Annotated in this window: 21 protein-coding genes; 12 read left to right on the forward strand and 9 right to left on the reverse strand. The window is 63.8% G+C overall.

Features of this window, described 5'->3' with window-relative positions:
• The first annotated feature begins 139 nt into the window (after positions 1-139).
• Positions 140-1,837, forward strand: coding sequence for an alkaline phosphatase family protein (locus tag ABIA96_RS12700; protein WP_354137388.1), 1,698 nt, complete (start codon positions 140-142; stop codon positions 1,835-1,837).
• Positions 1,838-1,854: 17 nt separating this feature from the next.
• Positions 1,855-3,198, forward strand: a complete 1,344-nt coding sequence (locus ABIA96_RS12705; protein ID WP_354137389.1) for a cytochrome-c peroxidase — start codon at positions 1,855-1,857, stop codon at positions 3,196-3,198.
• 9 nt (positions 3,199-3,207) lie between these two features.
• Here ABIA96_RS12705 and ABIA96_RS12710 read toward each other — a convergent pair whose 3' ends face one another.
• From ABIA96_RS12710 to ABIA96_RS12720, 3 genes are all read right to left on the reverse strand, one after another.
• The gene (locus tag ABIA96_RS12710; protein ID WP_354137390.1) at positions 3,208-4,281 is read right to left on the reverse strand and encodes a hypothetical protein; all 1,074 of its coding nucleotides are present in this window, start codon (positions 4,279-4,281) and stop codon (positions 3,208-3,210) included.
• A gap of 90 nt (positions 4,282-4,371) precedes the next feature.
• Complete coding sequence (locus ABIA96_RS12715; protein WP_354137391.1) at positions 4,372-5,865, reverse strand: flavin-containing monooxygenase; 1,494 nt, start codon at positions 5,863-5,865, stop codon at positions 4,372-4,374.
• 120 nt (positions 5,866-5,985) lie between these two features.
• Positions 5,986-6,435, reverse strand: a complete 450-nt coding sequence (locus ABIA96_RS12720) for a cupin domain-containing protein (protein WP_354137392.1) — start codon at positions 6,433-6,435, stop codon at positions 5,986-5,988.
• 186 nt (positions 6,436-6,621) lie between these two features.
• Here ABIA96_RS12720 and ABIA96_RS12725 point away from each other — a divergent pair, with 186 nt between their 5' ends.
• A complete protein-coding gene (locus ABIA96_RS12725) occupies positions 6,622-7,641 on the forward strand; it encodes an AraC family transcriptional regulator (RefSeq protein ID WP_354137393.1) in 1,020 nt (339 codons plus the stop codon).
• 7 nt (positions 7,642-7,648) lie between these two features.
• Here ABIA96_RS12725 and ABIA96_RS12730 read toward each other — a convergent pair whose 3' ends face one another.
• Positions 7,649-9,505: an ATP-binding protein gene (locus ABIA96_RS12730; protein WP_354137394.1), complete on the reverse strand. Its 1,857-nt coding sequence runs from the start codon at positions 9,503-9,505 to the stop codon at positions 7,649-7,651.
• A 228-nt stretch (positions 9,506-9,733) separates the two neighbouring features.
• Entirely contained in the window at positions 9,734-10,957 is a 1,224-nt protein-coding gene (locus ABIA96_RS12735) for a polyhydroxyalkanoate depolymerase (protein WP_354137395.1), read from the reverse strand.
• A gap of 169 nt (positions 10,958-11,126) precedes the next feature.
• Between ABIA96_RS12735 and ABIA96_RS12740 the strand changes: the two genes are divergently transcribed.
• A complete protein-coding gene (locus ABIA96_RS12740; protein ID WP_354137396.1) occupies positions 11,127-11,783 on the forward strand; it encodes a glutathione S-transferase family protein in 657 nt (218 codons plus the stop codon).
• A gap of 281 nt (positions 11,784-12,064) precedes the next feature.
• Here the strand turns inward: ABIA96_RS12740 and ABIA96_RS12745 are convergent, their stop codons facing one another.
• Positions 12,065-12,289: a hypothetical protein gene (locus ABIA96_RS12745; RefSeq protein WP_354137397.1), complete on the reverse strand. Its 225-nt coding sequence runs from the start codon at positions 12,287-12,289 to the stop codon at positions 12,065-12,067.
• A gap of 183 nt (positions 12,290-12,472) precedes the next feature.
• Here ABIA96_RS12745 and ABIA96_RS12750 point away from each other — a divergent pair, with 183 nt between their 5' ends.
• The 5 genes from ABIA96_RS12750 (at position 12,473) to ABIA96_RS12770 (ending at position 17,372) form a co-directional block, all read left to right on the forward strand.
• Positions 12,473-12,820, forward strand: a complete 348-nt coding sequence (locus tag ABIA96_RS12750; RefSeq protein WP_354137398.1) for a hypothetical protein — start codon at positions 12,473-12,475, stop codon at positions 12,818-12,820.
• A 188-nt stretch (positions 12,821-13,008) separates the two neighbouring features.
• Positions 13,009-13,842, forward strand: coding sequence for a GyrI-like domain-containing protein (locus ABIA96_RS12755; protein ID WP_354137399.1), 834 nt, complete (start codon positions 13,009-13,011; stop codon positions 13,840-13,842).
• 134 nt (positions 13,843-13,976) lie between these two features.
• A complete protein-coding gene (locus ABIA96_RS12760) occupies positions 13,977-14,903 on the forward strand; it encodes an SMP-30/gluconolactonase/LRE family protein (protein ID WP_354137400.1) in 927 nt (308 codons plus the stop codon).
• A gap of 212 nt (positions 14,904-15,115) precedes the next feature.
• Positions 15,116-15,709: a GNAT family N-acetyltransferase gene (locus ABIA96_RS12765; protein ID WP_354137401.1), complete on the forward strand. Its 594-nt coding sequence runs from the start codon at positions 15,116-15,118 to the stop codon at positions 15,707-15,709.
• Positions 15,710-15,725: 16 nt separating this feature from the next.
• On the forward strand, positions 15,726-17,372 hold the full coding sequence (locus tag ABIA96_RS12770) for a GMC family oxidoreductase (RefSeq protein ID WP_354137402.1): 1,647 nt from the start codon (positions 15,726-15,728) through the stop codon (positions 17,370-17,372).
• 929 nt (positions 17,373-18,301) lie between these two features.
• On the opposite strand, the gene ABIA96_RS12775 is transcribed toward ABIA96_RS12770, so the two are convergent.
• Both ABIA96_RS12775 and ABIA96_RS12780 read right to left on the reverse strand, forming a co-directional pair.
• Complete coding sequence (locus ABIA96_RS12775) at positions 18,302-19,144, reverse strand: AAA family ATPase (RefSeq protein WP_354137403.1); 843 nt, start codon at positions 19,142-19,144, stop codon at positions 18,302-18,304.
• Between the two features lie 104 nt (positions 19,145-19,248).
• A complete protein-coding gene (locus ABIA96_RS12780) occupies positions 19,249-19,494 on the reverse strand; it encodes a GlsB/YeaQ/YmgE family stress response membrane protein (RefSeq protein WP_354137404.1) in 246 nt (81 codons plus the stop codon).
• A 124-nt stretch (positions 19,495-19,618) separates the two neighbouring features.
• Between ABIA96_RS12780 and ABIA96_RS12785 the strand changes: the two genes are divergently transcribed.
• The 3 genes from ABIA96_RS12785 (at position 19,619) to sseA (ending at position 22,259) form a co-directional block, all read left to right on the forward strand.
• A complete protein-coding gene (locus ABIA96_RS12785; protein WP_354137405.1) occupies positions 19,619-20,794 on the forward strand; it encodes a vWA domain-containing protein in 1,176 nt (391 codons plus the stop codon).
• Between the two features lie 56 nt (positions 20,795-20,850).
• Positions 20,851-21,264 carry a rhodanese-like domain-containing protein gene (locus ABIA96_RS12790; protein WP_354137406.1) on the forward strand — a complete coding sequence of 138 codons (414 nt, stop codon included), beginning with the start codon at positions 20,851-20,853 and terminating at the stop codon, positions 21,262-21,264.
• 143 nt (positions 21,265-21,407) lie between these two features.
• On the forward strand, positions 21,408-22,259 hold the full coding sequence (gene sseA / locus ABIA96_RS12795) for a 3-mercaptopyruvate sulfurtransferase (RefSeq protein WP_354137407.1): 852 nt from the start codon (positions 21,408-21,410) through the stop codon (positions 22,257-22,259).
• 3 nt (positions 22,260-22,262) lie between these two features.
• Here sseA and ABIA96_RS12800 read toward each other — a convergent pair whose 3' ends face one another.
• Positions 22,263-23,027: a hypothetical protein gene (locus ABIA96_RS12800; protein ID WP_354137408.1), complete on the reverse strand. Its 765-nt coding sequence runs from the start codon at positions 23,025-23,027 to the stop codon at positions 22,263-22,265.
• Positions 23,028-23,318: the final 291 nt, after the last annotated feature.

Genomic DNA, 23,318 nt, shown 5'->3' on the forward strand with positions numbered 1-23,318 from the left:
GGCTCAAGCCTCCGGCGAGCGGCGCCTGTAAAATTTCTTGTCCCAACAACTTCGCAAAGTGTCTCTCGCGTCAAACTGACACAGCTCTGTCACCCGTGATCGCTACCGTCGTCGGGTCATTCCTTCAGGGCACACAAAAATGAAATCCAGATTTTTGACGACGGCAGCGGTTTTCGCGGCCGCGACGACCCTTGCGTACAGCATTCCGGTGCTGGCAGAAGAGTTCGGTCATGATCACGACCGCGATCATCGCCATCCGCATGAGATTCATACGGAAACGCCGATCAAGCATCTCGTGATCATATTCAACGAGAACCGCTCGTTCGACCATTATTTCGCGACCTATCCGAACGCGGCCAATCCGTCGGGCGCGATCCCCTTCGTGCCGAAGGCGCATACGCCCCGGGTCAACAACCTCGCCAATGCCAATTTGCTGGTGAACAACCCGAACAACAATGCGGCCAACGGCACCGGCGCGACGGACCCGTTCCGGCTCGACCGCACCCAGGCCAACACGCGTTCGCAGAACCACTCCTATACGCCTGAGCAGCAGGCCGTCGACAACGGCAAGGACGATCTGTTCCCGAAATTCACCGGCCGCGGTACTGCCGGCGGCGCCGGCGCGTTCGGCACCAACGGTCAGGTGATGGGCTATTTTGACGGCAACACCGTCACCGGCCTCTGGAACTACGCCCAGCACTTCGCCATGAGCGACAACAACTGGACCGACACGTTCGGTCCTTCGACGCCTGGCATGCTGGAAGTGGTCGGTGGCCAGACCAACGGCGTGCAGCCGGTCATCGGCACCACGGCGTCGATCGCGGATGGCCAGGGCGGCCTGACCCTGACCGGTGACACCGATCCCGGCAATGACGCCTGCTCCAGCACGACCAGCGCCATGCTGATGGGCGGCAAGAACATCGGCGACCTGCTCACTGACCAGCGTATCAGCTGGGGCAGCTTCATGGGCGGCTTCGACCTGACCCTCAAGAACGCCAACGGCACCACCGGTTGCGCCCGCAGCACGTTCTCGACCAACGTCAACGGCACCATCGTCGACTACATTCCGCACCACGCCTTCTTCCAGTATCACGCATCCACGGCCAACCCGACCCATGCGCGGCCGAGCTCGGTGCACGCGATCGGCCATACGCATGACTTCAACGGCAAGGTCGATCCCGCCAACCACAATTACGACCTTGAAGACCTCTATGCCGCGATCAAGGCCGGCAACTTTCCGGCTGTCTCCTACGTCAAGATGCCGGCCTTCCAGGACGGTCATGCCGGCAACTCCGACCCGCTCGACGAGCAGGCCGGCAATGTCGAGCTGATCAACTTCCTCCAGAAGCTGCCGGAATGGCGCGAGACCGCCGTCATCATCACCTATGACGACTCCGACGGCTGGTACGATCACCAGTATGTTGCGCCGAAGAATGCCTCGTATGATGCGACCGCCGATCAGGTCAATGGCCCCGGCCTGTGCGGCCTTGGCCCGACCAAGCAGCCGGCGCCGAAGGGCCTCAGCGGCAAGCCGGTGAACGGCCGCTGCGGTCCGGGAACGCGCGTTCCACTGATCGTGGTCTCGCCCTACGCCAAGACCAACTTCGTCAGCCACACCTATACGACCCAGGCTTCGGTGGTTCGCTTCATCGAGGACAATTGGCTGCGCGGCGAGCGTCTCGGTGGTGGCTCGTTCGATGCCACCTCCGGATCGATCATGGACCTGTTCGACTTCGACCATGATCATAGCCATGACTTCCGCACCGATGCGTTGTTCCTTGATCCGACCACGGGCACGGTGATGGTCAGCCCGCCGGACGAGCACCACCACCACTAGTCCAACGGGACGAGATAATGAACAGCCGCACCTTGTGGCTCCTCTGCGCCGGCCTGCTCACTCTGGCCGGCGCTGTCTTTGCAGCCGAGACGCAAGGACTTGCAGAAGCGAACCCGGCCGGCACGAACCCAAACCCGATTCGCCTCATGCGTCCGCCCATCGCCCCGTTGTCCGCGATGGCGCAGCTCGGCAAGGAGATTTTTTACGACGCTTCGCTGTCGTCGTCCGGCTCCCTGACTTGCGCATCCTGTCACAGCCCGGATCACGCCTATGGCCCGCCCAACGACGGGCCGGTGATGCTCGGCGGCGCCAGTCTCTCGCGGCAGGGCGCACGCGCGGTGCCGTCGCTGACTTATCTCGATCGCCAGCCGAATTTCAGTATCGGTCCTGATAAGGGCGACGACGACAACATCATCGACCTCGCGCAGATGGCCGCGCTCGGCCGGCCGGCCGCGCGTACCACCAAGACCGCGGGCGGCACGGGAGCCTCGGCGAACATCGTGCCGCAGGGCGGCCTGTTCTGGGACGGCCGTGCCGATACGCTTCAGGATCAGGCGCTGTTTCCGCTGCTCGACGCCAACGAGATGGACGGTGGCAGCGCAGAGATCGTGGCCGACAAGCTGCGCCGCGCGCCTTATGTCAACCGCTTCGTCGAGCTGTTCGGCGCCGGCGTGCTGAGGAATCAGCGGCTGCTGATTGCGGAAGCGATGTTTGCGGTTGCGCGTTACCAGGTCGAAGAGCCGAGCTTCCATTCCTATAGCAGCAAGTACGACTATTGGCTCGAGGGCAAGGCGCGGTTGTCGGAGAGCGAAATGCGCGGCCTGCAATTGTTCAACGACCCCGACAAGGCGAACTGCGCGGGCTGCCACACCTCGGCGCCGACCCGCGACGGCTTGCCGCCGATGTTTACCGATCATCAATATGAAGCGCTCGGCGCGCCACGGAACGCCGCGCTCGCGGGCAACCAGGATCCCGGCTATTTCGATCTCGGCGTCTGCGGCCCGCATCGCACCGACGTCTCCGAGCAGACGCAATATTGCGGCATGTTCCTGACGCCGACGCTGCGCAACACCGCGACGCGTCACGCCTTCTTCCACAACGGCGTCTTCAAAACCCTCGAACAGGTGATGGATTTCTACAATTTCCGCGACACCAACCCGGAGAAGGTGTTTTCGCGCGCGGCCGACGGCGCCGTACAAAAATTCGACGACATTCCGCAAAAATACCATGCCAATGTCGACGTGACCGATCCGCCGTTCGATCGTCATCTCGACGACAAGCCGGCAATGACGGATCAGGACATGGCCGATATCATCGCCTTCCTGAAGACGCTCACAGACGGTTACAGGATGGAGAACTAGGCGCTTCGGTCAGCGCGGCTTGATCTCCGCGTATTTCACCATCGCCTTCTCGAACTTCCGCTTGAACAGCCACATCGAGCCAAGAATCTCGCGGAAGCTGGCCGAGCTTCGCGCCCGGTCGGCCTTGCCGAAGGCGAGGATGCTGTTGTTGCGCAGGTGCTTCATGATGGTGGGACTGGATACCCTGTAGTTCAGCAGATCGCCCGACTTCAGCGCGGACCGCGTCGGCGTCGGGATAATCTGGATCAGCTCGAACAGCTTCATTTGGTCGATCGGATCTGGCAGGGTCTTCGCGATCGCCGGAATCTCGGCGAACAGCTCCGCATGCGCGCTCATGAGGCCGTCGCGCACATTGGTCCAGTGATTGAATCGGCGATCGGTCCCGCGGGATCGCGCCTCTTCCTTGTCGTCGCGCGCGTTCAACGCGGGATCGGTTGCCGCGATCGTGCCCTTGATCGCCTCCCATTTGCGCTGGCCGTTGCGGTCCTCCGACGGGCCGGTCTGGAAACTGCCCATATAGGTGTTCGAGCGCGCATTGCGGACGTTCTGCTTGCCGTTGGTCTCGGCGTAGAATAGCCCGAGGCTGATGCGTCCGGCGGCTTCAGCGTCAACAGGCGCAAGTCCCTTGGCGCGCGCAATCGCGGTGCCGAGATCGACGACGTCCTTGAATGGCGTCGCCGAATTCTGCGCGCTCGCGGGCGCCGCCTCCATGATCTCGAAGACGTCTGCATATTCGTCAACCAGCTGCTCGATCGCGGCATCGAAATAGGCAGGCGGAATCCCGAACTTGTTCGGCTTGCCGATCCGCGACGGCATGGCGTCGGTGAGATCCTTGTAGGTGCTGATGACAGCGACGCGCGCGAGATAGAGCGCTTGGCCCGGCAGGTTGGGCAGGGGCTGTTTTGCCTCGATCTGGCGGCGCCGCTCAGCAAGGACCGATTTGAAATCGCCGAGCGCGCGATCGTAGGCGGCCTGCGCTTCCGATTGTGTCGTCGTGAGCGTTTGCGCCCGGCTTGCGGCGGGCGTCGAGAGGATCAGCCCAAGCGCGGCCACGGCCGCAGCGGCGTGACATCGTCGTCTCATGGCGAGTTCCCATGTCCCGGAGATTCGTTGGCCATGGGATCGTAAGCATCAACCCGCGGCCTGGCGAGCCGCAAATGGGATTCTCCGATCTCATCCCGCCGCCCGGTACTCCGGCGCTGACGTCAGGAATTTTGCGTAGGCATCGGCGTCGGGCGGCAGGAAGTGTCCGGCGAGCCCGCCGCGCTTCCGGGTCTTGGCGCCAATGTCGGCCATCAGCTCGTCGAAATGGCGATAGTGATAAGGCGCGACGCACAAGCCGCCATAGACGCCGGCGGCCGGCCGCTCCACGCGCTTGAAGTGCAGCATCATCTCGATGTTGTCGCCCATCTGCTGTGCCGTCGGCTGGTTGGCGAGTTGCCCGTCGGCGTAGCGTACCAGCCAGTTTGCGGCGAGATCGGCGCAGAGCACGGTGCAGAACGACGAGTTGAAGCCGACGAAGCCGAGGTCAGGCAGATCGGGATTGGCGATCAGGCGGTAGAGCCGATACTGCCCATCCGCGTCGACCAGCTTTGCCTGACAAGCATCCGGCAGGAAGGGCACGCCGAGCTTGTAGCCGATCGCGAGCACCGCGATGTCGGCGTTGATGCGCTCGCCGCCGCTCGTCACGATGGTGTCGCCTTCGTAACGGTCGAAGCTGCCGAACACGGCCTTGATCCGGCCGTCTGCAACCATCGGGTAGAAGCCGGGCGTTGCGATCGGTACCGAGCAGTTGACGCCGTCCTCGATCCGCTCCTTCGGCACCATCTTGCATCGGTTGAGCTTGAGCTGCGCCTTCAACAGGCTCTCAAGCCCGCGCCAGTTGGCCCAGATCAAGGGCGCGGCGATGCGGTAAGCCAGTCGCGACATCGCGCCGATGCCCCAGCCCGGAAACATCTCCTCCTGCGCACGGATGTAGAGAATGCGCTTGAAGTTCACGAGCCCGCCGATGAAATAGGGGATGCGCCAGACCGGCTCGCGCATCACGATGGTGACCTCGCGCGCGCCTGATTTCACCGCGTTCACGGCGATGTCGGTCGCCGACTTCGATCCGCCGAGCACGACGACGCGGAGTCCTTTCGCCAGCGTGGGATCGCTGTATTTCGACGAATGGAGGATCTGCCCGCCCTGTGCAAGAAAGCCGTCCTCGCCGGGGCAATGCAGCTCGCGCGGCTCGTTGAACTGCCCGGTACACACCGCGACGAAATCGAAATCCTCGTTCGTGGTCGTACCGTCCTGGCCTGATAGCGCGAGCGTCCAGCCCGGTCTGCCGTCGGCGCGTCGCGCCATGCCGGCGACCGCAGTGTTGAGGAGCAGCATGCGGTCGAGGCCGAAGCTCTTCGCGTAGTCGGCGAGATAGGCGTGGACCTGCGGCCCGGTCGGCCATTCCGGATAGGAGTCCGGCATGGCGCGATCCGTATAGCGGTAGAGATCCTTGGGGCTTTGTGTCTGCACCCCCGGATACGACCGCGCCGGCTCCCAGACGCCGCCGAGATCGGCGCTGCGCTCGACGATGGTGACGCGGTGGCCGCGGGCGGAGAACGCTTTTGCAGTGGCGAGGCCGGAGACGCCGGCGCCGATCACGCAGACATGCTTTGGACTGACCATGGGATGGCTCGCAATCATGTGTTTCGCACGCGAGCGGCCTCGTTCGGCCGCAAGGCGCGGCCGGCGGACCAGCAAGCAGACGAAAGTGGACGAGGAGGGCGGCTTGCCTGGTTGCTTGGCCTAGTCGTTGGCCTCGGGCGGCAGGAAATTGACCTCATGCAGCGCCGAGATGCGTACGACTTCGGCGGGGTCGGTCAGATTGTGGAGCTGATTGAACAACGCCTCCAGTTTCTGCATCGGCGAGACCCAGAACAACGCGCGGGCCGGCTTGTCGGATTTGTTGAAATAGCCATGCGGAATGCCGCGCGGCAGGCGCACGAGATCGCCGGCATGGGCCTTGACCCATTGGCCGTCGAGCTTGAGGTCCAGCGTGCCCTCCTGCACCAGGATGAACTCGTCCTGGGTCGGATGGATGTGTACCGGCACGAACTGGCCGGGATCGCTGTTGGTCTCGAACGCGAAAGTGGACTCGGTGATGGCCTTGGGGAAATAGACCTGACCCAGGATATTCCAGGTCGTGCCGCCATAGCCTGTGCCAACAGCGGTAATGCCCTTGTCGAGTGCAGTCATGCTCGCCTCCATATGAACTCCGGCTGGTACCGAGCTTCGGCCACGTGCGAGGCGGTGTCTATCCGCTAAACGAATCCAGAGGTGGCTATTGCCATGCAGCACGAGGATTTTGCGACGCGGCCCTTTTCGCGCCCGCGGGACTATTATAGGCTTAAAGCAATTCCGTGACGCGAAGCGTGGTCGACGATGTCCGCAGCCGTGCAGGAAATGAGCACGCGGTGCTCCCAAGCCGAAAGGCTTGCGGAGTTCGCTCGCGTCACCACCGATGACGTCGACGAGGCGGCCGAGCAGATCGGACGCATCTTCTGTCCGCATCACCTGACACCGGCACAGGCGCCCGGCTTCTCCGCCCGGCACAATTGCGCCGCGTTCGACGGCTTTTCCGTCAACTACGTCGCCTATGGCGGGACTGTCGGCATCAATCCCGGCTGCCTCGATCGCTTTTTCCTGGTGCAGATACCGCTCACGGGCACCGCGCACATTTGTGCGGGTGCCAGCGGATTCGATGCGGCGCCGGGCCGGACGGCGTCGCTGCTGTCGCCGACGGTCCCGACCCGGATGATGTGGCGCGACTGTGCGCAAGCGATTTTGCTGCTCGACCGCCGCATGGTCGAGCAGCGTGCCGCGGCGCTGTCGGGCAGGACAGCCGGCGCGGTCGAGTTTGATCCTGCGATCGACCTGAACGCGCCGTCCGGCCGCCAGCTGCAAGTCAGCCTTGCCGAACTGATGAGGCTTGCCGAAGGGCTCGGGCCGTCCGGCCGGCTTTCATCGGTCGCGATGGCCGACTGGCGCGAGGCGCTGCTCGATCATCTCCTCAATGGCCAGCGGCACAGCCTGTCGAATGCCATCGAAACGTTCTCGGGCGGGGCCGAGCGTCTGCCGCGAGCACTCCGCGCCGCGCGCGACTATCTTTTGGACAATGCCGGTGAGCCGCTCGATCTCGCGCAGCTCGCCTGCGCGTCCGGCATCGGCATCCGTGCGCTTCAGCTTGGCTTCCGCCGACACTACGGGGTGTCGATCTCGACGATGCTGCTCGACATGCGCCTCGCCGGTCTCCATGCCCGGCTCGCGCGGGCTTCGGCGGACGTCTCCATCACCGACATCGCTTTCGACCTCGGCTTCACCCATCTCGGTCGCATGGCTGGAGCCTACCGCGAAAAATTCGGCGAGACACCGTCGGTAACGCTGCGGCGGCGGATGAGCTAGGGAAAGTTCATTGTCGCGATCGCGTCGTGCCGTCGCTGTCGGCCTCCTGCTTGCGCAAAAAGCTTTCGAGCTCGGCCTGTACCGAATAGGGCGTCGGGATCGGGTCGCCCGCCGGATCGACGGCGGTGTCGAGCGAGCGGCGCAGCATGCGTGCGAGCTCGGCCTTGCGGTAGGGCTTTGTCAGAAGCGGCGCACCCATGGTGGCGTGTCCCGGTCCGTGCGGGGCGTCGTGAGCATAGCCCGACGTAAACAGCACCCGTAAGGAGGGCCGCGCCGTCACCATCTGGTCGGCGAGCTCCCGTCCATTCAAGGCGCCGGCCATCACGATATCGGTGAAGAGCAGATCGAAGGGCGTGCCCTGGGCCGCGATGGCGAGCGCGTCGTTCGCGTTGGTCGCGGGGATGACCTTATAGCCGAGGCTTTCGAGCTGGACCGTGACGTAGTGACGGACATCGCGGTCGTCCTCAACGCAAAGGATGGTTTCCTTACCCCCCACGATCTTGCGCTCGTCATAGCCGGTCGGGCGAAGCACACTGGTTTCGGCCTTCGGCAGGTAGATCGTGAATGTCGTGCCGCTGCCTTCGGCGGAATCGACCTTGATGCCGCCGCCCGACTGCTTGACGAAGCCGAACACCATGCTGAGCCCGAGGCCCGTGCCCTTGCCGACCTCCTTGGTCGAGAAGAATGGATCGAAGACACGTTCAAGAATGGCCTGCGGAATGCCCGTGCCGGTGTCGGCAATCTGGATCTCGACATAGTCGCCGGCGTATCCAGCTCCTACCGAGACGGCCTCGCGTACGCCGAAGACCACGTTGCGCGTCGTCAGCGTCAGCCTGCCGCCCTCAGGCATCGCGTCGCGGGCGTTGATCGCAAGGTTGAGCAGCGCCGCGGAGAGCTGCCCGCGGTCGGCAAAGGCGAGCCAGATGGTGCCGTCAAGCCTCCTCAAGATCTCGATCTTCTTGCCGAAGGTCGCCAGCAGCAGCTTTGCGAGCTCTTCGAGCAGTTCGTTGACGTCGATATCGGCCGGCCGCAGCGCCTGCTTGCGCGCAAAGGAGAGCAGGCTCGAGGTCAGTGCCGCGCCGCGATCGGCGGCCTCGCTGATCAGCTTGGTGATGGTGGCGAGCGGCGGGTTGTCCTTCACGGCATCGGCGAGGATCTCGATCGTGCCCGTGATCACCGTGAGCATGTTGTTGAATTCATGCGCGATGCCTCCGGTGAGCTGGCCGACCGCTTCCATCTTCTGCGCCTGGATCAGTTGCTCCTCGGCGGCGTGCGTCCGGGTGACGTCCTTGATGAAATTGTTGATGACGGTGCGCCCGCCGAGCTGGAGCGTGGTGCTCGAAGCCGCGATCAGGATCTCGTCGCCTTCCCGGTGCCGCAGGGTCGCCTCAAACCGGATGCCGATCGGAGCATGCGAGAGCTCCGGCAGAAGGCGCATCATGCGTTGCCTGAAACCATCGCGGAGCGGCTCGGCGATGAGAAGGTTGACGACGTCAGTGCCTAGCGCCTCCTTGCGCGTCCATCCGGTCAGCGCCTCGGCTTGAAGACTCCACTCCAGGATGATCCCGTTCGCGTCAGTTTGAACGAAAGCATCCAGCGCGGTCTTGATGACGGCCTGGGTCATCTGTGCGCTCGACTGCGCCTGCTCGGCCAGCAGCACGGCAGCGCGCTTGTCCTGCGCCGTTTCAATCGTATCCGTGCAGAGCCGCGCGATCAGCACCGCAACGGCGCCGCTTGCGAGCAGGGCAATGATCTGGGCAACGCCGAACCCGGGTCCGGTCACGGCATACGAGACGAGAAGAGCCGCGGCGGTCACGGCGACCTGCGCGGCCATCGCGAGTGTCAGAAGCCCCCTGAGTTTCATGCTCTCGCACCAACGACGTCAGTCGCGGACCCCCAAGGTACCCCAAGTCCGCTTTGTCAAATGAGTCCGGCTCCATGGGAGCTACAGACTCCCTGCGGCGGCGTCGAGGGCAATTTCCGGCTGTATCGCGGCGAGGCGTTCTCAGGGCCTTAACTTGCCGGCGAATCGGGTTGGCGCAGTATTGTGACCCAGATCACGCGCGCAGCCTGCTGGGATCGCTGGTCAGCCTCACGCATTCACGTGCACGAAATCCCGCAGCAGCGGATAGATCTCGTTATTCCAGCGCTTGCCCGAGAACACGCCGTAATGGCCGACGCCGGCCTGCATGTGATGGACGCGGCGATAGGCGCGGACGCCGGTGCATAGGTCTTGGGCCGCGAGCGTCTGGCCGATCGAGCAGATGTCGTCCTTCTCGCCCTCGACGGTCATTAGTCCCATGCGGCTGACGGCCCTGGTGTCCACGGGACGGCCGCGATGCATCAGCTTACCCTGCGGCAGCAGGTGCTCCTGGAATACGTCGCGCACGGTTTCGATGTAGAACTCGGCCGGCAAATCCATCACGGCGAAATATTCGTCGTAGAAGGTCTTGATGCTGGCCGCCTTCTCCTTCTCGCCCTTGGCGATGTGGTTGGCGAGGTCCATGTGCTGCTTGACGTGGCGCTCGAGATTCATCGAGACGAAGGCGGTGAGCTGCACGAAGCCGGGATAGACTTTCCGCAACGCGCCGCGGCACTGCACGGGCACGTAGTTGATCAGGTTCTGCTCGAACCATTCGATCGGCTTGCTCTTGGCGAAGTCGTTGACTTTCGTGGGCTGGATCCGTGTGTCGATCGGCCCCGCCATCAGCGTCAGCGTCGCAGGCCGCGACGGATGGTTGCCCTCGCACATGATCGCTGCCGCCGCGAGCGCCGAGACCGAAGGCTGGCAGATCGCCACCATATGCGGCCGCGGACCCAACTGTCCGAGGAAGTCGATCAGATGCTCGGTGTAGTCGTCGAGCCCGAAGCGGCCTTCGCTGCGCGGAATGTCGCGCGGATTGTGCCAGTCGGTGATGTAGACGTCGTGGTCCTGCAGCAGTGTCTTCACGGTGCCGCGCAGCAGTGTGGCGAAATGGCCGGACATCGGCGCCACCAGCAGCATACGCGGCTGCTCCGCCACGCCATCCTTCTTGAAGTGCAGCAGCGAGCCGAACGGCGTCGCGTAGGCGATCTCCTCGGTGACGCCGACCTTGCGATTGCCCACCATCACGCAGTCGATGCCGTAGGCGGGGCGATGATAGGTGAGGGTGGAGCGCGAGATCAGCTCCAGCGCCGCCGACAGCCGGCCGACGACCCGATCGGACATGCCCTGCGGCACCAGATTGAGGAATTTGAGCGCGGACGAGGCTCCCGCCCGCCATGGCGCCGTCAGGTCCATTTGGTTCTGAAAGGCCTGATAATACATCGACATCATACTGAAGCGCCCACCTGTCCCGTGCTGCCATGCAATATCGGAGCCAGACGCGAGTCAAACGCCCGTAAAATTGGCACGTCGCTTGCTGCTCTTTTTACGGGAAGCACAGCTAATGGGCACGCCTGCAAGCCGGGCAGGGCGCCGATATCAGGCGTGAGGGAAGGGCAAGATGACGAAGGCGACACTGACCGTCAGCAGCAAGAACTACTCGTCCTGGTCGCTGCGTGGCTGGCTGCTGACGAAGTTTTCCGGGCTCGATTTCGAGGAAATCGTCACCGCGCCGGACGACGCGTCGGCGCGTGCTGAAATTCTGCTGCTGTCGTCCTCGATCCTGGTGCCCTGCCTGCGCCACGACGGCGCCACGGTCTGGGATACGCTGGCGATCGCCGAATATCTCAACGAGGCGATGCCGGATGCCGGCCTGTTGCCGGCCGATCGCGTCCAGCGTGCCCATTGCCGCTCGATCTGCGGCGAAATCCATTCCGGCTTCACCACGCTGCGCGCCTCGCTGCCGGTCAATCTGAAGGGGCATTTCCCGGGCTTCAAGATCTGGTCTCGCGCGCAGGCCGACATCGACCGGGTCTGGTTCATCTGGGGCGACTGCCTGGCGAAGTCGGGCGGCCCGTTCCTGTTCGGCGACAAGCGCACCATGGCGGATGCGATGTACGCCCCCGTGGTGACGCGCTTCGTCACCTATGACGTCAAGCTCGAGCCACCTCTGAAGGCCTATGCCGATACCATCATGGCGATGCCCGAGATGAAGGAATGGATCGCTGCCGCCAAAGACGAGCCGGCCGAGATCGAAGAGCTCGAGGTCGAATATTAGGCAGGCGGCATGCGGCTCTGCCTGTTTCCGGGGCGAAGACACATTGCGCCCTCGCCGACCACTATGCCCTTGTCATCATTAACCTTTGGGGTCGGTTCCCGGCGGGAAGCCGTTCGTAGCTCGCGCAGATATTGTGCGCGACGGCTGGCCCTTGTCGACATCTAGCCGTGAACAGCCGCGTACAGGGCTAAACGGCTGATTCGGACGTGATTCGTTCGGGCCGCGTTCCGTTAGTTAAGGCAGAGCGCGGCCCCGTTGCATTTTGAGACAGGAGCCTGCCTTCAGGCCACGCCGGAATGCTTCAGGCGCGGGACGCGCCAGCCAATGACGGTGGCTTCAACCGGGACCCCGGCCGCATGATTCTGCCAGCGGCCCTCGACATAGCGGCAGGCGAACGGCAGTTGATACGTTCCGCTGTGATCCTCGCACAGCACTTCGACCGGCAGGCCAGGCGGTGGCTCTCCCGCGCCATCGAATTCCGCCAGACGTCTATCGCGCGTTGCCATTCCTAAAATCTCCCCTAATCAAAGCCGCAGAAGGAGCGCCCACTTCTTCCGCGCGCGGTTCACTGCTCCCCGCCCAAGGGAACAGGCCAAGCTCAACGCGAGAATGCGGTGCGAGTGTGGTAGCTTCGGGAAGGCGCGCTCGATCGGCGCACATTGCCGTGATTATTTTGACGAGGAACCTGGATGCCGCGCACGCTCGCCGCCGCTTGTTTCGCCATGTTACCGCTCGTCGCGCATACGCCTGTGCTCGCGCAGGACGTGCCCGGCATCGAGATCTGCACGGTCGAGAAGACCATGGAGCGGCGTACGAGTTGTCTCCAGAGCAATGTCGATTTCCTCCACAAGACCATCACCAAGCTCAATCTCGATCACCAGCAGAAGATCGATGGTGCCAACCGCCAGATCGATGCGCTGAAGGTGACCCTCGCCGGCTTGCAGAAGACCATCGGCGACCTCCAGGCCGCGCAGACGAAGCAGGCCGAGGATTTGAAGAAGAAGCAAGACGCGCCGCCGCCGAAGGATGCGAAGTAGGGGTGCCGTAGGGTGGGCAAAGCGAAGCGTGCCCACGAACTTTCTCAATGGTGGGAGATGGTGGGCACGGCGCAAATGCGCCTTTGCCCACCCGAGTTCAGCGTCCGGGGTGCGGACCGCAATCCCGATCAAGCGCGCTGGAGTGGCGGCGCGCATCATGGCCGCGCTTCGAACGAGAGTCGTAACCCATGAATCCAGCCCAGCGCGCGCTCTGGTACATCGAGAGCCATCTGGCCGAGCCGATGACGCTCGACGAGATTGCTGCGATCGGCGGCGTGTCGCGGTTCCACATGGTGCGTGCGTTTGCCGCAGCCACAGGTCTGTCGGTGATGCGTTACGTGCGTGCACGGCGGCTGACGGAAGCGGCGCGCAGTCTTGCCAAGGGCGCGCCGGACATTCTGTCGCTGGCGCTGGAGGCGGATTACGGCTCGCACGAAGCATTCACCCGCGCGTTCCGCGACCAATTCGGCACCACGCCCGAAGCGGTGAGGGCGGCGACGTGCGTCAACCAGCTCAAGCTTCGGGAGCCAATCCTCATGGAGTCCACCATATCAGACGATCTCGCGGCCCCGCGTTTCGAAACCGCAAAGGCCTTCCTCGTCGCCGGCCTTGCCGAGCGTATCTCTTGCGACAACGGCGCCGCCATCCCCGGCCTGTGGCAGCGTTTCCATCAGGAGGTCGCCGGCATCCCTGAACGCGTCGGCAACGTGGCTTACGGCGTGTGTTGCAACGGTGATGATTCCGGCAATTTCGATTACATCGCCGGCGTCGAGGTTGCCAACTTCTCCGATCTGCCGCGCGGGATCGGCCGCATCCGCATCCCCGAGCAGCGCTATGCCGTGTTCACCCACACCGACCACGTCGCCTCGATCAGGCGCACCGTCAACACGATCTGGAATCAATGGCTGCCGGCCTCGAGCCTGAAGGCGGCTGACGCGCCGAACTTCGAGCGCTATGACGAGAAGTTCGATCCCGTGACCGGCAATGGCGGCTTCGAAATCTGGGTGCCGGTGAAGCAGTAAGGCTGCAACGCTGGCATACCATCCCGCTTGCTTGGCAAGCTCGGGTGACTTTGTCATAACCGCAGGCAACACTTGCCTGCGGGGCCGACGCCGGACATCCCGTGCAAGCCAAAAAAGCAAGCCGGGAGGTACCCATGTCCAACGTCCGCGTTCTCGCCACCGACCTCGAATTTCCAGAAGGGCCGGTCGTGATGCCGGATGGTTCGGTGGTGCTGGTGGAAATCCGCGGCCAGCGCCTGACCCGCGTCTATCCCGACGGCCGCAAGGAGATCGTTGCCAAGGTCCCGGGCGGCCCGAACGGCGCGGCGCTGGGCCCCGACGGCAAGATCTACATCTGCAACAATGGCGGCTTCTCCTGGATTCCGACCCGCAACATGATCATGCCGGGTCCGCAGCCGGAGGATTATCTCGGCGGCTCGATCCAGCGCGTCGATCTGCAATCCGGCAAGGTCGAGACCGTCGTGACGAAGTGCGGCGAGCACGATCTGCGCGGGCCGAATGATCTCGTATTCGACAAGCATGGCGGCCTCTGGTTCTCCGATCTCGGCAAGCGCCGCGCGCGCGAGATGGATGTCGGCGGGATGTATTATCTCAAGCCCGGCATGAAGGAGATCGTGGAAGTCGTGCACGGCGTGCTGCCGGCCAACGGCATCGGTCTCTCGCCGGACGAGAACACCGTCTACATCGCGGAGACGCCCACGGGCCGGCTCTGGGCCTATGAGCTCTCCGCGCCGGGCACGCTGAAGCCGCGCGACGTGATCTATCGCGGCGAACGGGGAAAACCGATCTGCGGCCTCGGCGGCTACCAGATGTTCGACTCGCTCGCGGTGGAAGCCAACGGCAATGTCTGCGTCGCCACGCTTGTCTCCGGCTGCATCTCGGTGATCGCGCCTGATGGCACCCTGGTCGAGCAGGTCCCGACCGGCGACCGCGTCACCACCAACATCGCCTTCGGCGGCCCCGGGCTGAAAACCGCCTACATCACGCTGTCAGGCAAGGGCGAGCTGGTCGCCATGGACTGGCCGCGCGGCGGTTTGCCGTTGAATTTTCTGAACAAGTGAGCCAAGCCCTCATTGGACGGAAGGCGAGGCAACTATCAGACCCTCACCCTGAGGAGCGCGCATCTCGCGCGCGTCTCGAAGGGCGAGGCCACCAGCCGGGCCTTCATCCTTCGAGACGCGCGAAGACGCGCTCCTCAGGATGAGGAACTGGCATTCTGGATTTGCTTCGCTCCTCGCAATGACGCGACGCCGCACGTAAGGAGAAACTTCAAATGCCCTGGCCTGATCCCATCACCCTGCGTGGACAGCACGCCCGTCTCGAGCCGCTGTCGAAGGAGCATCGCGAGGGCTTGGTGCAGGCCGTGAAGGACGGCGAGCTCCACACGATCTGGTATACGGCGATTCCGACGCCGGAGAACGTGGCCAAGGAGATCGACCGCCGTTTAGGCTTGCAGGCTGCGGGCTCGATGCTGCCGTTCACCGTGTTCGACGCCGGCGGCGAGATCGTCGGCCAGACCACCTATATGAACATCGATGCCGCCAACCGCCGTGTCGAGATCGGCTCGACCTGGTATGGCAAGAGCGCCCAACGCGGTCCCCTCAACACGCAGTGCAAGCTGTTGCTGCTCACGCACGCCTTTGAGACCCTGAACTGCATCGCGGTCGAATTCCGCACGCATTTCTTCAATCACCAGAGCCGCCGTGCCATCGAGCGCCTGGGGGCCAAGCAGGACGGCATTTTGCGCAGCCACCAGGTCGCGCCGAACGGCACGCTGCGCGACACGGTCGTGTACAGCATCACCGCGGCCGAATGGCCGACGGTGAAGGCTCATCTCGAATATCAACTCAACGACAAGCCGCGCTAAAGGCGGCCGGGGCACCATGGATAGATTTGACTATGTGATCGTCGGCGCAGGCTCCGCCGGTTGCGTCCTCACCAGCCGGCTCAGCGAAGATCCCAACACCAGCGTCTGCGTGCTGGAGGCCGGGCCGAGCGACTGGCACCCTTACATTCACCTGCCGGCGGGTTTCATCAAGACCTTCCATATGAAGAGCATCAACTGGGCCTACCAGCAGGAAGTTGGGCCCTACACCGGCGGGCGCAGCATCTATGCGCCGCGCGGCAAGACGCTCGGCGGTTCGTCCTCGATCAACGGCCACATCTACAACCGCGGCCAGCGCATGGATTTCGACACCTGGGCGCAGATGGGCAATCGCGGCTGGGGCTATGCCGACGTGCTGCCCTATTTCAAGCGGCTGGAGAAACGGGTCGGCGAGGGCGAGGACACCTTCCGCGGGCGCGACGGCAAGCTCACGGTCACCACGATGGAGTGGCGCGATCCGCTCTGCGAGGCCTTCATGGAAGGCGCGGTCTCGCTCGGCATTCCCCGCAATCCCGATTACAACGGTGCGAAGCAGGAGGGCGTGTCCTACTGCCAGCGCACCATCGACAAGGGCCTGCGCGTCTCCGGCTCGACCGCGTTCCTCAAGCCCGCGATGAAGCGGCCCAACGTGCATGTGCATACGCATGCGCATGCGACCGAGATCATCTTCGAGGGCAAGCGCGCCGTCGGCGTGCGCTACACCAAGGGTGGCCGCGGCGGCACGCCGGTCGAAGTGCGCGCCAACAAGGAAGTGATCCTCTCCGGAGGCACCTATAATTCGCCGCAGCTGCTGCAGCTCTCCGGCGTCGGCTCGCCCGAGCTGCTCGGCGCTCACGGCATCGCCGTGCGCCACGCGCTGCCTGTCGGCGAGGGTTTGCAGGACCATTACGCCCCGCGCACGGTGGCGCGCGTCAAAGACATCAAGACCATCAACGAGCTTCGTCGTGGCTTCTCGCTGTGGATCGAGGCGCTGAAATGGGCGACCGCGCGCAAAGGCCTGCTCTCGCTGTCGCCGACCATGGTCTACTGCTTCTGGCATTCCGGCGAGAGCGCCGACAGTTCCGACCTCCAGCTCACCTTCACGCCGGCGTCCTACAAGGAAGGCGTGCAGGGCCAGCTCGAGGACGAGCCCGGCATGACGGTGGCCTCCTGGCAGCAGCGCCCGGAGAGCCGCGGTTATGTCCGCATTCGCTCCAACGATCCGTTCGCGCCGCCGATCATCCAGACCAATTATCTTGACGCCGAACTCGACCGCCGCGTCATCGTCGGCGGCATGAAGCTCGCGCGCAATCTCCTGAAATCCGCGCCGCTCTCGCCCTACTACGCCTACGAGGATTTCCCCGGCCCCAACATCAACACCGACGACGAATTCCTGGCGGCAGCCACCGAGCGCGGCACCACCACCTTCCACCCCGGTTGCACCTGCCGCATGGGCCCGGCTGACTCGACCTGGGCGGTGGTCGACGACCAGCTCCGCGTCCACGGCCTGGAGGGCCTCCGTGTCATCGACGCCTCGGTGATGCCGCGCATGATCTCGGCGAACCTCAACGCCTCCACCATGATGATCGCCGACCGAGCCTCGGACCTCCTCCGCGGCAAGGCGCCGATGGAAGCGGCGCGGATACCGGATACGGCGGTGGCGTGAGACACTAGCTTCGTAGCCACCATCTAATGGCTGCTACGAAGCTACGAAACTGTCCGTCGGGCAAAACACCGCGCACCCCGTCAACCCCTTCTCGCAAAAATATTCCACTTTACCGAAATTCGGAATTACGGCATATATAGAAACAGCCCGGCCCACGAAGAGGGGCGGTTCGCGAGTCGTTCGAAACGCGGGCCGGGTTGCGGTGGACGCGGCAGCGTTGGCACGAGAGGTGCGGGCAGGGCGGGTAGTCCCTGTGAGTCCGCGGCCATGTGTAGACGGACAGCGCTGAGCGCGTACGGCAAAACCGTGTGGTCCCGACCGTCGTCGCTACGGTCAAGCCTTTTGCGGAGGTGTGGAGCGCCCAACCGGGTCAACCACATCGTCAATCTGCGGGGCGAGGGAGGCCAGAAGGAATTCGGCTCCCGGGAGAGCACGGCATAAGCTGTCAACCCACTGCGCAGGGAAGGCCGTGTGTTCGGCTTCACCTGTATGCCGCTGTGCATTTCTGATTGCGCTACACGCGCACAGCGGACCGTGGGTGCGAGGTCAGCACCCGGCCTTCCCTGCGCCCTCTGCTTTTGGAGGGGGCGAGATTGAAGCAAAGCTCGGGCGAGATGAGCCGCGAGGATGCGAAGGTATGCCTGCGATTCAAAATGCGAACTGGAAGAGCGAGGCTGCTGCCTCATACTCCGTCATTGCGAGCGCAGCGAAGCAATCCAGACTGCCGCTACGGCGGGCTTCTGGATTGCTTCGTCGCTACGCTCCTCGCAATGACGTGGAGAGAGCGTGCTACACACTCGGTATCGTAGGGTGGGCAAAGCGAAAGCGTGCCCACGCATCTTATCCGTCGTCCGCGATGTGAATGGTGGGCACGGCGCTTTGCGCCTTTGCCCACCCGGCACCGTCGCCGCGTCCGGGACGGGAGAAGCCTACACTTCCCGTCTGCTCAAAAACGCCAGTCGCTCGAACAGATGCACGTCCTGCTCGTTCTTGAGCAGCGCGCCGTGCAGCGGCGGGATCAGTTTTCGCGGATCCCGTTCGCGCAGCTGCTCGACGCTCATGTCCTCGTTGAGCAGCAGCTTGAGCCAGTCCAGCAACTCCGACGTCGATGGCTTCTTCTTCAGGCCGGGCACTTCGCGCACCTCGAAGAAGATGCGCAGCGCTTCCTCGACCAGGCGCTTCTTGATGCCGGGGAAGTGGACGTCGACGATGCGGCCCATCGTGTCGGCGTCGGGGAACTTGATGTAGTGGAAGAAGCAGCGGCGCAGGAAGGCGTCCGGCAGCTCCTTCTCGTTGTTGGAGGTGATCATCATGATCGGGCGCTGCCTGGCCTTGATCGTCTCGCCGGTCTCGTAAACATGGAATTCCATGCGGTCGAGCTCGAGCAGCAAATCGTTCGGGAATTCAATGTCGGCCTTGTCGATCTCGTCGATCAGGAGCACCGGGCGCTGCTCGGCGGCGAAGGCGTCCCACAGCTTGCCGCGCTTGATGTAGTTCTTGATGTCGGACACCCTGGCATCGCCGAGCTGGCTGTCGCGCAGGCGCGACACCGCGTCGTATTCGTAGAGGCCCTGCTGCGCCTTGGTGGTGGACTTGATGTGCCAGGTCAAAAGCGGCGCATTCAGCGCCTTCGCCACTTCCTCCGCCAGCACCGTCTTGCCGGTGCCGGGCTCGCCCTTGATGAGGAGCGGGCGCTCCAACACGATCGAGGCGTTGACGGCGACCTTGAGATCGTCGGTCGCAACATAGTCCTTGGTGCCGGTAAATTTCATTGCGCGTCCTTGTTGGTCATCGTCCCAGGAATTGCCAATTTCATGGCCCCGGTCGCGACAAGGGAACGGCCGCTCTTGGCGGCCGTTCCTGTTCGGTCAGGCTTTCAGACCCGTCTTATCAGCGAAAGGATGACGAGCACAATCACTGCACCGACCGTGGCATCCACGATGGCGCCGACTGTGCCGGTCGCAAGCTCGATGTGAAGCTGGGGCAGCACCCAACCCGCCACCAGCGCACCGATGATGCCGACGACGATGTTGCCGATCAGCCCAAATCCCGCCCCGTGGACAATCTTGCCGGCCAACCAGCCGGCAATCGCGCCAATGATGAGCGCTGCGAGAATACCCATTGCAAACGTCCCCAAAAACAGCCCCTTGAAGTCCCCAATTCTAGAGCAAAAAGCTCCCCGGTCCAGCGCTCCACGCTGGCCTCCGCCCCTTGACGTTCGCCACCCGACGGGCAATCTGTCACCCATGTTCCTGCAATTCTTCACTTCTCTGCGCGATGCGCAGGTCCCCGTGACGCTGCGCGAATACCTCACGCTGATGGAGGCGCTCGACGCTGATCTGTCGGACTATTCGGTCGAGAATTTCTACTATCTGTCGCGCACCTCGCTGGTGAAGGACGAGCGCAACCTCGACAAGTTCGACCGCGTCTTCGGCACGGTGTTCAAGGGGCTGGAAAGCCTGCTCGACGCCATGGAGAAGGCGGAGATCCCGGAGGAGTGGCTGAAGAAGCTCGCCGAAAAGTACCTCAGCGAGGAAGAGAAGAAGCAGATCGAGGCCATGGGCTGGGACAAGCTCATGGAGACCCTGAAGAAGCGGCTCGAGGAGCAGAAGGGCCGCCACCAGGGCGGCTCGAAGTGGATCGGCACCGCCGGCACCTCGCCGTTCGGCGCGCACGGCTACAATCCCGAAGGCGTCCGCATCGGCCAGGAGAAGAACCGCAACAACCGCGCCGTGAAGGTCTGGGACAAGCGCGAGTTCAAAGACCTGGACGGCAATGTCGAGCTCGGCATCCGCAACATCAAGGTGGCGCTGCGCCGCCTGCGCAAGTTTGCGCGCACCGGCGCGCCGGACGAGCTCGATCTCGACACCACCATTCGCGAGACCGCCAATCACGGCTATCTCGACGTCCACATGCGCCCCGAGCGGCGCAATGCCGTGAAGCTTCTGGTGTTCTTCGACATCGGCGGCTCGATGGATTCGCATATCGAGCAGGTCGAGGAGCTGTTCTCGGCGGCGAAGAGCGAGTTCAAGCACATGGAGTATTTCTACTTCCACAACTGCCTCTACGAAGGCGTGTGGAAGCAGAACAAGCGCCGCTTCACCGACCGCACGCCGACCTGGGACGTGCTGCACAAATATCCGCACGACTACAAGGTCGTGTTCGTTGGCGATGCCTCGATGTCGCCTTACGAGATCATGGTGCCCGGCGGCTCGGTCGAACACGTCAACGAGGAGCCCGGCTCGATCTGGCTCGACCGCATCATCCGCACCTATCCGCATTCGGTGTGGCTCAATCCGGTCGCTCAGAAGCACTGGGACTATTCGGAATCGACCACCATCATCAAACGCATCTTTGCCAACCGCATGTTCCCGATCACGATCGAAGGTCTCGAAGGTGCGATGAAGGAATTGACGCACTAGCTGCACGTGCGGTCAGTCTGGACGGCCGCGCTAGCCGGCGACAAGAGGGAGAGCACATGCCCCAAAACATCACCCGCGGCATCAAGGTGCTGATCGACGAGGCCAATGCCGAGATCGAGACGCTGACCGCCAAGGACGCCATCGAGATCTCCAGGAACGGCGATGTCGTCATCGTCGACATCCGCGATCCCCGCGAGATCGAGCGCGATGGACGCATCCCCGGCGCGTTCGCCTGCACGCGCGGCATGCTCGAATTCTGGATCGATCCGCAGAGCCCTTACGCCAAGCCGGTGTTCCAGGAAGACAAGAAATTCGTCTTTCACTGCGCCGGCGGCCTGCGCTCCGCCCTCGCGGCCAAGACCGCAAAGGACATGGGCCTGAAGCCCGTCGCCCACATCGCCGGCGGCTACGCCGCCTGGCGCGACGCTGGTGGGGCGACGGAGCAGTGGGAGCCGAAGAAGAAGGGGTAACCCCTCCGTCATCCCGGAGCGCGCGAAGCGCGAACTATGATGCGCAATTGCGCATCTGAGGATACATTCATCCACGAACTCTGCCGCACGATGGATTCCGGGCTCGTGCTGCGCACGCCCCGGAATGACAAGGAAAATTCCGCATGACCACCGATCCCCTCGTCTCCACCGAATGGCTCGCCGCCCACATCAACGATTCCAACGTCAAGGTGATCGACGCCAGCTTCAAGCTGCCGGGCGTGCTGCCTTTGCCGAAGGATGATTATCTCGCCGCGCATCTGCCGGGTGCGGCGTTCTTCGACGTCGATGCGGTGTCGGACCATTCCAATCCGCTGCCGCACATGTATCCAAGCGCCGAGCAGTTCGGTCGCGACATCGGCAATCTCGGCATCTCCAATGCTGACACCGTCGTGCTCTACGATGCCGGCGGCTGGGTCGCCGCACCGCGCGCATGGTGGATGTTGCTGGCTTTCGGCCACAGCAATGTGCGCATCCTCAATGGCGGCTTGAAGAAATGGCGCGCCGAGGGGCGTACGGTCGAGAGCGGCGAGGTGAGGCCGAAGCCCGCGACATTCAAGGCGAGCTACGATACCAAGCGCGTGCGCAGCATGCAGCAGCTGGTCGCCAACGTCGAAAGCCGCGCCGAGCAGGTGATCGACGCACGCGCCGCCGATCGCTTCGAAGGCCGCGCGCCCGAGCCGCGCGCGGGCATCCGCTCCGGTCACATCCCGGGCGCGCGTAACGTGCCTTATAGTCAGCTGTTCGATGCCGCGACCGGCACGATGAAGCCGCTCGACGATCTCCGCGCCGCCTTCACGGGCGCCGGCGTCAAGCTCGATGCGCCGATCGTCACGAGCTGCGGCTCCGGCGTCTCGGCCGGCGTGCTGACGCTCGCGCTCTATCGCCTTGGCGTCACCGACACTGCGCTCTACGACGGGTCATGGTCGGAATGGGGCCAGGAAAAGGGCCCGCCGATCGCAACCGGCCCGGCGTGAGCCCTATTGGCGCGGGCGCGTAGCGGCTGCCGCGAGCGTCGGCTGTTGCTGGCCGAACGGATCGAACGCCTGTTGTAGCTGCTGAGGCGGCGGGCGCCGCACGATGCGGTGGCGCTTCTTCGGCTTGTGCGCACGCGGCTTGGTCGTCGCGCCGCCGGCTTTGGTCTTCCCCGGCGCAAGCTCATTCAGCGCCGCCACTCTGGCCGCGGCAATGTCGCTCACGCGCGATGCCAGCGCCGGTGTCGCGGTTCGCGGCACTTCGGTGGCGCTCATCGCTGGGGCCGGCGTCGTCGTGGCGATGGAAGCCGTCGTGTCGGCCGGAGTGAGTGTATCCGCGGGCGCGGGAGCCTGGACCTTGGTCAACTCCGGGACTGGCGTTTCGGTGGCGGGCGCGGCTGCCTCCGCAGCCGGCGCGACGGCGGCGACCTGGAGCTCAGGCTGGACCTTGGCCTCGAGCGTCACTGCGGCCATCTGCTCGGGCCCGGTTTCGACCGCCGGCAGCCCGATGCTCGGGACCTGATCCTGCGTCACCGGCGTCGCCTCGTCGGCGATCGGCGCGGCCGGCTCCACGCGCAGCGCCGCGAGCACCGGTTGGGCCGGTTCGGGGGCCTGCGCGAACACCTGCTCCTGCGGGCCGTTCCGCCAGGACGGGTTGCTGACATACTGCTCATGGCTCGCCCGCAGCAGCGAGGTGGCCCCTAAGCCGAACACCAGGATGGAGGTAGATACCAGGATCGCGGCAAGCAGGAAGCGAAAGCCGGGAAGCATTGACGGATTACGAATTTCCGCCCCGGCGGGGTGTGGCCAGGGCCCATGAGCCATCTGAACGCGGTGACGGTACTGATTGCCGCGTTCGCCACCCGGGATTTGAGCTCAAAGCGGTGGCGAATCAGGCTGATTCGAACATATCGCAACGTCTCCGCACAGTTCCGTAAAAATCGGGCTGATGACTCCGGCAATCTACGGCGTGATGCGATTTCCGCCCCGTGATGCAACGGGGCAACTGTGTGGAATCGCATCACAAATCGCTGAATCAGGCACAAATCAGCCTGTTATGTC

Origin of the sequence: Bradyrhizobium sp. LB11.1, from assembly GCF_040549385.1 — a bacterium.
Lineage (GTDB): Bacteria > Pseudomonadota > Alphaproteobacteria > Rhizobiales > Xanthobacteraceae > Bradyrhizobium.